General features: G+C 67.1%; 12 protein-coding genes. 4 read left to right on the plus strand and 8 right to left on the minus strand.

Annotated features, from left to right (window positions below):
• Window positions 1-130: 130 nt before the first annotated feature.
• Entirely contained in the window at window positions 131-2227 is a 2097-nt protein-coding gene (locus tag ACZLIB_RS19855) for a prolyl oligopeptidase family serine peptidase (RefSeq protein WP_049399227.1), read from the minus strand.
• Between the two features lie 69 nt (window positions 2228-2296).
• Window positions 2297-2623: a hypothetical protein gene (locus ACZLIB_RS19860; RefSeq protein WP_049399225.1), complete on the minus strand. Its 327-nt coding sequence runs from the start codon at window positions 2621-2623 to the stop codon at window positions 2297-2299.
• Window positions 2624-2750: 127 nt separating this feature from the next.
• On the opposite strand from ACZLIB_RS19860, the gene ACZLIB_RS19865 reads away from it, so the two are divergent.
• Entirely contained in the window at window positions 2751-3353 is a 603-nt protein-coding gene (locus tag ACZLIB_RS19865) for a lipocalin family protein (protein ID WP_010481371.1), read from the plus strand.
• A gap of 122 nt (window positions 3354-3475) precedes the next feature.
• On the opposite strand, the gene ACZLIB_RS19870 is transcribed toward ACZLIB_RS19865, so the two are convergent.
• The 3 genes from ACZLIB_RS19870 to ACZLIB_RS19880 form a co-directional block, all read right to left on the minus strand.
• Complete coding sequence (locus ACZLIB_RS19870; RefSeq protein WP_010481370.1) at window positions 3476-4165, minus strand: methionine ABC transporter permease; 690 nt, start codon at window positions 4163-4165, stop codon at window positions 3476-3478.
• Entirely contained in the window at window positions 4162-5169 is a 1008-nt protein-coding gene (locus ACZLIB_RS19875; RefSeq protein WP_032129022.1) for a methionine ABC transporter ATP-binding protein, read from the minus strand. Before ACZLIB_RS19875 ends, ACZLIB_RS19870 begins: the two co-directional genes overlap by 4 nt.
• Window positions 5170-5369: 200 nt before the next feature.
• Complete coding sequence (locus ACZLIB_RS19880) at window positions 5370-6266, minus strand: DMT family transporter (protein ID WP_110713766.1); 897 nt, start codon at window positions 6264-6266, stop codon at window positions 5370-5372.
• 250 nt (window positions 6267-6516) lie between these two features.
• Here ACZLIB_RS19880 and ACZLIB_RS19885 point away from each other — a divergent pair, with 250 nt between their 5' ends.
• Window positions 6517-6999, plus strand: coding sequence for a YajQ family cyclic di-GMP-binding protein (locus tag ACZLIB_RS19885; RefSeq protein ID WP_006471121.1), 483 nt, complete (start codon window positions 6517-6519; stop codon window positions 6997-6999).
• 35 nt (window positions 7000-7034) lie between these two features.
• On the opposite strand, the gene ACZLIB_RS19890 is transcribed toward ACZLIB_RS19885, so the two are convergent.
• The 3 genes from ACZLIB_RS19890 to ACZLIB_RS19900 form a co-directional block, all read right to left on the minus strand.
• Window positions 7035-8129 carry a helix-turn-helix domain-containing protein gene (locus ACZLIB_RS19890; protein ID WP_239669742.1) on the minus strand — a complete coding sequence of 365 codons (1095 nt, stop codon included), beginning with the start codon at window positions 8127-8129 and terminating at the stop codon, window positions 7035-7037.
• A 157-nt stretch (window positions 8130-8286) separates the two neighbouring features.
• Window positions 8287-9414, minus strand: a complete 1128-nt coding sequence (locus tag ACZLIB_RS19895; RefSeq protein ID WP_049421406.1) for an NAD(P)-dependent alcohol dehydrogenase — start codon at window positions 9412-9414, stop codon at window positions 8287-8289.
• Window positions 9415-9431: 17 nt separating this feature from the next.
• On the minus strand, window positions 9432-10898 hold the full coding sequence (locus ACZLIB_RS19900; RefSeq protein WP_164080133.1) for a benzaldehyde dehydrogenase: 1467 nt from the start codon (window positions 10896-10898) through the stop codon (window positions 9432-9434).
• Between the two features lie 193 nt (window positions 10899-11091).
• Here ACZLIB_RS19900 and ACZLIB_RS19905 point away from each other — a divergent pair, with 193 nt between their 5' ends.
• Both ACZLIB_RS19905 and ACZLIB_RS19910 read left to right on the plus strand, forming a co-directional pair.
• A complete protein-coding gene (locus ACZLIB_RS19905; protein ID WP_032129027.1) occupies window positions 11092-11658 on the plus strand; it encodes a DUF1415 domain-containing protein in 567 nt (188 codons plus the stop codon).
• On the plus strand, window positions 11655-12458 hold the full coding sequence (locus ACZLIB_RS19910; protein ID WP_049460889.1) for an SDR family oxidoreductase: 804 nt from the start codon (window positions 11655-11657) through the stop codon (window positions 12456-12458). Before ACZLIB_RS19905 ends, ACZLIB_RS19910 begins: the two co-directional genes overlap by 4 nt.
• Window positions 12459-12535 lie beyond the last annotated feature (77 nt).

The following is a 12535-nucleotide window of genomic DNA, read 5'->3' on the forward strand; positions in this document are numbered from 1 at the left end:
TGCGCGAACGGCATCCACGCATGGCGTGGATCTACTGACCCAGCGCACGATACGTAGGTAGATCCACGCCATGCGTGGATACGTGAACCCAACGAAAAACGCCGCCCTGGGGCGGCGTTTTCCGTTCTGCTTACTTGCCGCCCAACCGCTCCCACAGGAAGCTGTAGGCCAGTGCGGACATGTGTGCTGCCTGCGCGTTGTTGGCTGCGCCGCCGTGGCCACCTTCGATGTTCTCGTAGTAGGTCACGTCCTTGCCGGCGTCGATCATCTTCGCCGCCATCTTGCGGGCATGGCCCGGGTGCACGCGGTCATCGCGGGTGGAGGTAGTGAACAGCACCGGCGGGTAGTTCTTCTTCTCGTTGAACAGATGGTACGGCGAGAAGGTCTTGATGAACTCCCAGTCGCTGGTGTCAGGGTTGCCGTATTCGGCCATCCACGAGGCACCGGCCAACAGGTGGCTGTAGCGCTTCATGTCCAGCAGCGGCACCTGCACCACCACTGCACCGAACAGCTCCGGGTACTGGGTCAGCATATTGCCGGTCAGCAGGCCACCGTTGCTGCCGCCCTGCACGCCCAGGTGCTTGGCGGTGGTGATCTTGCGCTTGACCAGATCCCGCGCCACGGCGGCCATGTCTTCGTAGGCCTTGTGGCGGTTCTGCTTCAGCGCTGCCTGGTGCCAGCGCGGGCCGTACTCGCCGCCGCCACGGATGTTGGCAACCACGTACACGCCGCCCTTCTCCAGCCAGGCGCGGCCCATGCCACCGGAATAGCTCGGGGTCAGCGAGATCTCGAAGCCACCATAGCCGTACAGCAGGGTCGGGTTGGAGCCGTCCAGCTTCATCGCCTTGTCGTGCACCACGAAGTACGGCACGCGGGTGCCGTCCTTGCTGGTGGCGAAGTGCTGCTCGATCACCTTGCCCTTGGCATCGAAGAAGGCCGGCATGGTCTTCAACGTTTCCGGCGCCTGGCCGATCTCGGCCAGAGCCAGCGTGGTCGGGGTCAGGTAGTCGGTGGCGGTCAGCCACACCGCATCGCTGTCGTTGCTGTCCACTGCGCCCACGGCCAGCGTGCCAAAGGCCGGCGCGCCGACGAAGCGGCTGGTCTGCCAGCCATCGGCGCCCGGGGTCAGCACCGACAGGCGGTTCTTGACGTCATCCAGCACGTTCAGCACCAGGTGGCTCTTGGTCCAGGTGGCGCCGGCCAGCGAGGTGGTCGCGGTCGGGGTGAACAGCACCTCGAAGTCGCGCTTGCCGGCCAGGAAGTCGTCCAGCTTCGTCGCCAGCAGCGAACCGGACGCGTAGGTCTTGCCGCCCACGGTCCACGGATCGCGCAGTTCCAGGGTCAGCCACTGCTTGTGCAGGCCCTTCTCGGCCGAATTCGGCGCGTCGATCTTGGTCAGCGTGCCATCGTCGCCACGCAGGTAGAGCTCGTTGTTGTAGAACGCCAGCGTGCGGCTGACCAGGTTGCGCTCGAAGCCCGGGGTGTCATCGTGCATCGCCGCGATGTACATGTCCTCCGGCTTGCCTTCGTACACCACGGTGGCCGAGGTCATCGGCGTGCCGCGCTTCCACAGCTTGGCCACGCGCGGGTAGCCGGAGGTGGTCATCGAGCCCGCACCGAAGTCGGTGTAGACGAACACGGTGTCGCGGTCGACCCAGTTGAGGCCGCCCTTGGACTCGGGACGGAAGAAGCCGTCCTTGATCCAGGTCTTGTTGGCCAGGTCGAACTCACGGGTGACGTCGGCGTCGGCGCCACCGCGCGACAGCGCGATCAGGCAGCGGCTGTAATCCGGGCGCAGGCAATCGGCGCCGTGCCAGACCCAGTTCTCACCCTCGGCCTTGTTCAGCGCATCCAGGTCGAGCACGGTTTCCCACTGCGGCGAGGCCTTGCGGTACTCGGCCAGGGTGGTGCGCCGCCACAGGCCGCGCTCGTGCTGCTGGTCCTTCCAGAAGTTGTAGTAGTAGTCGCCGATCTTCTGCACGCCGGGGATCTTGGCATCGGAGTCGAGCACCTCGCGGATGCTGGTCTCCATCTGCTTGAAGGCCGGGGTCTGCGCCAGGCGCGCCTCGGACTTGGCGTTCTGTTCCTTGACCCAGGTCAGCGGCTTGTCGCCGGTGACGTCTTCGAGCCAGGCGTAGCGATCGGTGTCTTCAGCGGCCACGGCGGTCCCCACCGAGGCAGCGGTCATCATGCCGGCCAGCAGGCAGGCGGAAGCGAGTCGAGACATTGCAGCTCCAGGCAGTCATAAGCCGTGGAACGCTAGCATGGATCGCCGCGGCCGCCCCCGTGTCGAAGGTCAGGCCGCGGCGGTGGAGCCGCGACGGCCTCGCGCCGCCCCGCCGCTACGGCGACGTGCCTGTCCACCGGTACGACGCGCCAGCCGCAGCCACGACAGGCGCGGCAACGGAAAGCGCAGCAACGCCCACCAGGCCACCAGCGGCATGCCCACCAGCCACATCGGCAGCCAGCCCAGCCAGGCACTGCTGCCGCGCGCGGCCGGCCAGACCAGTACCAGCGCCATACCGGCCAGGGCCAGCTGCTGCACGCTGCGCAGCAGGCGCGGGTCGGCACGCTCGAGAATGACGCGTTCAGTTGCAGAGCGGCGAACGGAACGTGCGTTCATGGGGCTTCTCCGGTGGACAATGCAACACAGCATGGGCAACCCCCTTCTCACAGGTTGCGACACCATTGACGGATCGCGTGCACACAGTCGACCATGCGCGTGCAAGCCCACTGGAGCCCGCTCCCGCATGACTTCGATCCGCCCGCTCTGCGCCGCGCTGCTGGCCCTTTCCCTGGCCGGCCCCGCCGTGGCCGCCAGTGAGCCGCCGTCGCCCCGTACCAGCGCCTCTGGTGCGGCTGCCCTGGACGCACCGATCGACCTGAAGCGCTTCATGGGCACCTGGTATGTGATCGGCCGCGTGCCGAACTTCATCGAACGTGGCCATGTCGCCAGCGTCAACGAGTACGAGTTGCGCGATGCGCACAAGGTCGGCATCACCTACCGCTACCGTGATGGCTTCGGCGAACCGCTGCAGGAAGTGCGTGCCCGCGCCAGCGTCGACCCGGACAGCGGCAACCACGGCTGGCGCACCTGGTTCTACCGTGTCGTGCCTACGCATTCGAGGGTGCTGGAAGTAGCGCCGGATTACTCGTGGGCACTGATCGGCTACCCGGGCCGCGAAATGGCCTGGATCTTCTCGCGTACGCCGGACATGGACAAAGCCCTGTACAAGGAGCTGGCCGAGCGCCTGCGTGACGAGTACGGCGTGAACACCGACAAGCTCAAGCGCGTGCCGCAGCACCCGGAGCAGGTCGGCAAGCTGGGCTACGAAGTACCGAACGTGCGTTGATTGCAGGTGGGATTGCCGGCCAGCGGCCGGCACTACCGTTTCCAGGCAATGGGGTAGAGCCGGCCGCTGGCCGGCTGCCGCGATGCACCGGGCGACGCCGGGGGCAGCGCCCCGGCGCCTCGTCATTTGCGGCTGTAATGCGCGACCAGGCGGTCGCCGAGCATCTGCAGCAACTGCACCAGGATCAGCAGCAGGACCACGGTAACCAGGGCCACGTCGGTGTGCGAACGCTGGTAGCCATCGCGGAACGCCAGGTCACCAAGGCCGCCGGAACCGATCGCACCGCCCATCGCGGTGAAGCCGATCAGCGCCACGGTGGTGACCGTCGCACCGGCAATCAGGCCGGGGCGCGCTTCGGGCAGCAGCACGCGGGTGACCAGCTGCCAGGTGGTGGCGCCCATCGCCTGGGTCGCCTCGATCACGCCCCGGTCGACTTCACGCAGCGCGGTCTCGACCAGGCGCGCATAGAACGGTGCTGCGCCTATCACCAGCGGCACGATCGCACCCCGCACGCCCAGCGACGTCCCCATCAGGAACAGCGTGACCGGGATCAGCACGATCATCAGGATGATGAAAGGCACCGAGCGCAGCAGGTTCACCACCAGCGCCAGCACGCCGTAGGCGAACGGACGGCGCTTCATCTGCGGCGCGCCGAACAGGTACAGCAGCACGCCCAGCGGCAGGCCGATGGCCAGGGTCAGCGGCAGCGAACCGAGCAGCATCAGCAGGGTGTCGATGGTGGCCTGGCCGATGTCGGCCCACTTGCCCGCATCCAGGTGGCGGAAGAAGCCGCCGGCAGTGGCGATGATCATCGACGCAGCTCCTCAACGTGCACGCCGGCAGCCACGAACGCGGCCTGCGCGGCGGACTGGTCACCGCCCACCAGGGCGACCACCAGCTGGCCATACGGGGTGTCCTTGATCCGGTCGATACGGCCGGACAGGATGTTGTAGTCGACCCCGGTCTCCCGCGCGACACTGCCGAGCAGGGGTTCGTAGGTGTCTCCGCCGAGGAAGGTCAGCCGCACGATGCGGCCACCGACGGCATCGAAATCACGATGCAGCGCGCCTTCGTCCACGTGCTCCGATTCGCTGACGAAACGGCGCGTGGTCGGGTGCTGCGGATGCAGGAACACCCGGGTGACCGGCCCGGTCTCGACCATCTGGCCGGCGTCGAGCACGGCGACACGGTCGCAGACACGGCGGATCACATCCATCTCGTGGGTGATCAGCACGATGGTCAGGCCCAGCTCGCGGTTGATCTTCGACAGCAGCGACAGCACCGAGGCCGTGGTCTGCGGATCCAGCGCACTGGTGGCCTCGTCGCACAGCAGGATCTGCGGGCGGGTCGCCAGCGCACGGGCGATGCCGACGCGCTGCTTCTGCCCACCGGACAGCTGTGCCGGGTACTTCTGCGCGTGCGCCTCCAGGCCCACGGTCTGCAGCAGCTCGGCCACGCGTGCATCGATCTCTGCCTTCGGCGTGCCCGCCAGCTCCAGCGGGAAGGCAACGTTGCCGGCCACCGTGCGCGAAGACAACAGGTTGAAGTGCTGGAAGATCATGCCGATGCGCCGGCGCAACGCGCGCAGGCCATCCGCGTCCAGTGCGGTGACATCCTCGCCACCGATCAGCAGCCGGCCACCGCTGGGTTCTTCCAGACGGTTGATCATGCGGATCAGGGTCGACTTGCCGGCGCCGGAGTGGCCGATGATGCCGAATACCTCACCGGCCTCGATGGTCAGGTCCAGCGGCTGCAGCGCGCTGACTGCGCGGCCGGCAACGGCATAGGATTTGTGCAGGCGCTGGAACTCGATCACGGGCGTGGCTCACCGGCTGGGTGACGGAAGGGGGCGTGCAGCCTACCAGCGCAGGCGGTCGCGCGCCCGCGCCATGGGCCAGAATGTTATTCCTTTTGGTTCTAAGCAGCGTGTACCGGGGATGCCGGTGGGGGTCGGTAGAGTCGAGCTTGCTCGACTGCTTTTCGTCCGGCCACCGAAGCAGTCGAGCAAGCTCGACTCTACGGATGATCCAGCGGCTTCGGCGGTTCCTGCCGGTTCACCCGCTCACGGTGCAGCAGGTACAGCCCCGAGGCGACGATGATCGCCGCGCCCACCCAGGTATAGCTGTCCGGCAGCTGGCCCCAGAAGGCCAGGTCCCAGCCGATCACCCACACCAGGCCGCTGTACTCCAACGGCGCGATCATCGACGCCTCGCCCAGCTGGAAGGCCTTGGTCAGGGCGATCTGACCGAGCGCCCCAGCCAGACCCATGCCGGCGATCAGCGGCGCATGCGCCAGCTGCAGTGGCACCCAGCCGGGAAGGGCCAGCAGGCCGGCACCGATGGCCATGATCACCAGGAACCAGACCACCATCGACTGCGAGGTATCGGTGCGGGTGAGCAGGCTGACCGTGATCGCCGCCACGGCATAGGCGGTGGCGGCGGCCAGCACCATCAGGCCGGGCACCGAGATGAAACCGTCCACACCCGGCCGCAGCACCACCAGCACGCCGACCAGGCCGATGCCGATGGCCACCCAGCGCCGTGGCCCGACCCGCTCGCCCAGCAGCGGCACCGACAATGCGGCGATCAGCAGCGGGGCGACGAAATAGATGGTGTAGGCGGTGGACAGCGGCAGGTCGCGCAGGGCGAACACGAAGCAGCCGATCATCGCCATGCCCAGCGCGCCACGCAGCAGGTGCAGCCCCCAGCGACGCGGGATCAGCGAGCGCGGGCCGGCGCTGGCCAGCACCCAGACCAGCACGAACGGCAACGAGGCCGCGCCGCGCAGGAAGGTCACTTCCAGGGTCGGATAGCTGGCCGACAGCTGCTTCATGCCAGCGTCCATCAGCGAGAAACAGGCGACCGCAGCGACCATCCAGGCCACCGCGCGCGAGGGAGAGCGTTGCACGTTCATGGCCCATTATCGCCGACAGCACCGGTTTGTAGAGTCGAGCTTGCTCGACTGGCCGTTTTGTAGAGTCGAGCTTGCTCGACTGGCCGTTTTGTAGAGTCGAGCCATGCTCGACTGCTCTTCACAAAGCCGCCGAGCATGGCTCGGCGCTACAAGGGAGGGAGCGAGTCGAGCATGGCTCGACTCTACAGAAAGCGGGCATGCGGGCCAGCACGATAGAATGACCGCCACTGAATCCTGCGGAGCATCGCCCATGCCTTCCTTCGACGTCGTGTCCGAAGTCGACACCCACGAGCTGACCAACGCCATCGACCAGGCCAACCGCGAACTGGCCACCCGCTTCGACTTCAAGGGCGTGGACGCCAAGTTCGAACGCGATGGCGATGTCATCAACCAGACTGCGCCGACCGAGTTCCAGCTCAAGCAGATGAACGACATCCTGCGCGCACGCCTGGCCGCGCGCGGCATCGACGTGCTCAGCCTGGAGTTCGGCGACATCGAAACCAACCTGGCCCAGGCCCGGCAGAAGATCACCGTCAAGCAGGGCATCGAGCAGAAGATCGCCAAGAAGATCGCGGCGGCACTGAAGGACGCCAAGCTGAAGGTGGAAAGCCAGATCAACGGCGACAAGCTGCGCGTGCAGGGCAAGAAGCGCGACGATCTGCAGGACGCCATCGCCGTGCTCAAGGCCGGCAAGTTCGAACTGCCGCTGCAGTTCAACAACTTCCGCGACTGATGCCCCCGCCGGGCCCTGCCCGGTGGACTACGCGGTCAATCGCGCAGCAGCTTGTACAGCGTGGTGCGCGAGATTCCCAACTGGCGTGCGGCCAGGCTGAGGTTGCCGTCAGCGGCCTGGGCCGCGCGACGCGCGGCCTCACGCTGCTGGTCACGCAGCAGCGGCGCGCCTGGATCTGCCGGGGTGCTCCGCACAGTAGACCGGTGCGCCGCGCCCCGCGGCCCCTGCAGACGCTGCAGGTAGACCGCACTGCCCTCGCCCAGCCGGACCCGATGCGCTGCGCCCGGTTGCAGCAGCCGACGCCGTTGCGCCGCACTGGCACCGGCAAACAGCGCTTCCAGACCCAGCAGCGGCAACGGCCCGCGCCGTGGCAGGCCCAGCAGGCGCCGTGCAACGCGGTTGGCTGCACGCAGCTGGCCATCCTCCTGCACCGCCAGCAGCCCCTGCAGCGGTGACGCCAGCCAGCGCGGATCATGTTGCACGGCGAGCAGATGCACGTCGGTGAGGCTGTGGAACAAGCGATTTTCGCTGGCCAGCGCAGCCTGCCGGAAATAGCCCTGCAGCAGCGCGGGATCGCGCTCGCCAAGACCGGTGATGTCGATCACTCCGCAGACCCGACCGTCGAGATCGTGCAGTGGCTCGCTCAGGCAGAACACCGGCGCGAACCGCTGCAGGTAGTGTTCGTTGCCGCGCACCAGTGCCGGCACATCGTCGGCCAGGCTGACCGCTGGCGCGGTGGTGCCGATCTCGGTCTCGCCCAGCTGTCGCCCGACCTGGATCGGCCGCAGCAAGGGAGCATCTTCCAGCCCGTGGGCCTGCTGCGCGATCACCATGCCGTCGCGGTTGGCGCAGAACATCGTCCAGCCACGCCCACCGAAGGCCGCCCAGAGCTGTTCCAGCTCCGGCTGCACGCAACGCGCCAGGCGCCGGTCATCGGGATGGGACAGATGGCGGCCATCGCCCAGCAGCGGCCGATAGTCCGGCTCCTGCCCCGGCTGCAGGCCCGCCGCGCGCGAACGCAGCCATGACTGCTGCAGCGGCAGCGGCAACACGCCCAATGAGCGCGCATCGCCGTCGGCGAAAGCGGCACGTGCCGCCACCAGTTGTTGCTGCCCGACTGTCGTGGCCATCATGGACGCAGCGTACACCCGCCAGCGGCAACGCCATGTTACGTCCCGGCAACGGAGCGTTTCCGTTTCAAGACGCGTTCAAACAAAGGGGCAGAGCCGTTATGGAAAACGGATCTGCCCCATGCAGGCCAGCGGCCGGCACTACCAACAAGGGAAACTACGCCGCGATGCGCAGCACCGGCTTCAGGGTAATGCCACGGGTACTGTCTTCTGCGGCCTGGTTGATCTGTTCCAGCGGATAGAACTTCACCAGTTTGTCGAACGGGAAGCGTCCCTGCTGGAACAGGGTCACCAGCTGCGGAATGAACACCTGCGGCACACTGTCGCCCTCGACGATGCCGCGGATGCTGCGACCGCCGAGCAGCAGGTTGTTCACATCGAAACTGGCGGTGGTGCCCAGCTTCGGCGCACCGACCACGCCCATCATGCCCAGCCCACCGAGCGCTTCGATGCCAGCGGACAGCACGTCCGGACGACCGGTTGATTCCAGCGCGAAGTCAGCACCCCCACCCGTGATCGCACGCACCGCCTCGACCACATCGGTCTCCCGGCTGTTGACCACGTGGGTGGCCCCCAGCTCCAGAGCAAGCTCCAGGCGCGAAGGCACCACGTCGATGGCAATGATGGTGGTGGCCCCGGCCACCCTGGCCGCCATCACCGCGCTCAGGCCCACCGCACCGGCACCATAGCTTGCAAAGCTGCTGCCCGACCGCACCTGCAGCGAGTTGAGCACCGCACCGGCACCGGTCTGGATGCCGCACCCCAGCGGGCCCAGCAGTTCCAGTGGTGCGTCATCAGGCACCTTGATCGCATTGATCTCGCGGGCCAGCGCGTAGGTGGCAAACGAGGACTGGGCGAAGAAATGATCGTGCAGCGGCTGGCCCTGCGCATCGGTGATGGCGGTATGGCCGTGGCCATCATCGCCACCGAAGTTCAGGGCGAAGAAATCCCTGCAGTAAGCACCGTGTCCACCCCGGCAGGGATTGCAGTGACCACAGGCGCCGTAGGTCAGCACCACGTGATCCCCCGCCTTGAGGTCGCGCACGTTCGGGCCAACCGCTTCGACGATGCCCGCCCCCTCATGGCCCAGCACCGCCGGCAGCGGCACCGGATAGTACTGATCGCGCACGATCAGGTCGGTATGGCACAGGCCGGTGGCCACCACCTTCACCAGCACCTCGTCGTCCTGGGGACCGCGCAGCGTCGCCTGCTCGATGACGAAGGGCTGCTCCTTGCCGCGTACCACGGCGGCGGTGATCTCACGCGTTGCGTTGTTGTCGTTCATCGTGATGGCTCCTTCGATCAGATCGGGTAAGCGGGCGCTTCGCCCTTGACGGTCAACCACTGCCACTGGGTGAACTCCTCGCCGTTGGCCGGGCCACCGATGCTGGTGCCGTTGCCGGACGCGCCGACGCCGCCGAAGGGGTTGATCACCTCGTCATTCACGGTCTGGTCGTTGATGTGCAGCAGACCGGTACGCAGGCGCTCGCCGATCTTCAGCGCGCGGCCGACGTTGCTGGACACGATCGCCATCGACAGCCCGTACTCGCTGTCGTTGGCCAGGCGCACCGCTTCGTCGTCATTGTCGAACGGCACCACCACCGCTACCGGCGCGAAGATTTCCTCGCTGAAGGCCGGATTGTCGGCCGCAACGTTGCCGAGCACGGTGGGTGCGAAGAACAGCTCCCGGTGCGTGCCGCCCGCTTCCAGCGTGGCACCGGCCTGCACCGCCTGCTCGACCACGCGTGCAGCATGGTCGCGCTGGCCAGCATTGATCAGCGGGCCGATCGCCACGTCCTCACGTGCCGGGTCGCCTACCTTCAGCGCGTTGGCCTTGGCCACCAGTTTCTGCAGGAACGTGTCATGGATCTTCCGGTGCACCAGCACGCGGCCGGTCGCCATGCAGATCTGGCCCTGGTGCAGGTAGACGCCCCACGCGGTGTTGGCCACCGCCAGGTCCAGGTCCGCATCGTCCAGGATGATCAACGAATTCTTGCCACCCAACTCCAGCGAAACCTTTTTCAGGTGCTTGCCCGCCGCTTCGCCGACCTTGCGCCCGGCGGCGGTGGAACCGGTGAACTGGATCATCGCCACGTGCGGGTCACTGGACAGCGCGGCCCCGGCCGCGCCATCGCCGGGCAGCATGTGCAGCACGCCTGCCGGCAGGCCCGCCTGCTCGAACAGGCGTGCGATCACCGCGCCACCACACACTGCCGTACGCGGGTCCGGCTTGAGAACCACAGCGTTGCCCAGCGCGATCGCCGGGGCCACCGCACGCATCGCCAGGTAGAGCGGGAAGTTGAACGGCGAAATGACCCCGACCACACCCAGCGGGCGGCGCCGCGCCAGATTCAGCTTGCCCGGCTCGGAGGGCAGGATCTCACCCGTGCTGCGCGACGGCAGTGCGGCGGCCTCGTGCAGCGCCTTGATCGTCACCTTGGCCTCGAAGCCGGCCTTCAGGCGGGTCGAGCCGCTTTCGCGCACCAGCCACTCGACCAGGGTGTCGATGTTCTCTTCGGCCAGACGCGCGGCCTTGCGCAGCACGTCTGCACGCTGTTCGTAGGGCGCCGCCGCCCAAGCCTGCTGCGCCTGTGCCGCGGCAGCCGCCGAACGCGCGATCTGCGCCGGGTCGGCCAGGCCGATCTCGCCCAGCTCCCGGCCAGTGGCCGGTTCAATCACCGGGTGCCGTTGCGGGGCAGCCTGCCAGTGGCCATCAAAGAAGGCGCCGGCCCAGAGGGCGTCCGGCAGCCACGGGGAAGATGCAGTCATGGGTGTCCTCCTGTGTCGTGCATCCATTCCACGCCCGTCGCCCCGGACTGGCAATCGGCCATCCATCGGTAGCGCGCAACGGTTTGAATCTTCAGGAATTTCCAGCTTCGCCACTGTCCAGTTCCTGCACAGTGGACAGCGCAGCACCGGCACACTGCCTACAATGGCGGCCCCGCCAGCCCACGTGCCCGCCATGACCGATTCCCACCTGCCCACCGATGACCCGATCGCCGCCACCCGCCTGTGGCTGGAGCGCATCGTCATCGGCCTGAACCTGTGCCCGTTCGCCAAGGCGGTGTACGTGAAGGACCAGGTCCGCATCGTGCTCAGCGATGCGACCACGCCGGAAGCGCTGGTTGAACAGCTGGCCGAGGAGCTGGTGCTGCTGCGCGATACGCCGGCCGAGCAGATCGACACGACGCTGATCGTGCATCCGCAGGTGCTGACCGATTTCCTCGACTACAACGATTTCCTCGACAACGCCGATGCGGCGATCGAGGCACTGGACCTGCAGGGCATCCTGCAGGTGGCCAGCTTCCACCCGGACTACCAGTTCGATGGCGTGGCCGCGGACGACGCCAGCAACTACACCAACCGCGCACCCTTCCCCACCCTGCACCTGCTGCGCGAAGACAGCGTGGCACGCGCGGTGGATGTCTATCCGGACCCGGACGTGATCGTCGAGCGCAACATCCAGACCCTGGACCGCATCGGTGTGGACGGCTGGCATCGCCGCCTGCGCGGCGAAGACCTGACGTGAGCACGGTGCCGCCGATCGCCGCATGGCCGGCCGCGCCACTGTCGGGCAAGGTTGTGCTGGTCACCGGCGGTGCCAACGGCATCGGCCGTGGTATTGCCCAGGCCGTACTTGGTGCCGGTGGACGCGTGCTGATCGGCGACCTGGACGTGGAGGCCGGAGAAGCGTGTCTGGCGGAATGGCAGCGCGGCGAGGATGCCGCGTTCCAGCGCCTGGACATCACCGACGAAGCCAGCGTGCGCGACTTCATCGCCGTGGCCCTGCAGCGTTTCGGCCGTATCGACGGACTGGTGAACAACGCGGGCATCGCCGGTCCACACGGCACAGGGTTGCAGGATATGGACTGGGACGAGTGGCAGCGCCGGCTGTCGTCACTGCACGGTGCATTCCTGTGCAGCAAGCACACGTTGCCAGCACTGACCGCCAGCGCCGCCGGTGCGATCATCAACATCGCCTCCACCCGCGCCTGGCAATCCGAAGCACACAGCGAAGCCTATGCGGCAGCCAAGGGTGGGCTGGTGGCCTTCACCCATGCACTTGCGATCAGCGCCGGTCCGGCGGTGCGTGTGAACAGCATCAGCCCCGGCTGGATCGGCACCACTGCGTGGCAGGCCCCCTCACGGCGCCACGCGCCGGAATACTCAGCCATCGACCATGCGCAACACCCGGTCGGCCGGGTCGGCCGCCCCGAAGACATCGGTGCACTGGCGGTGTACCTGCTGTCGTCGCTGTCCGGTTTCACCACCGGCCAGGACTTCATCGTGGACGGCGGCATGACCCGGAAGATGATCTACGCCGAATGACCCCAAGGCGCGACGCCCGGTAGAGGCCAACCTTGGTTGGCCTGGGCTTTTCGCCAACCAAGGTTGGCGCCTACCAA

It is taken from the genome of Stenotrophomonas sp. 220_Sma, assembly GCF_056487375.1.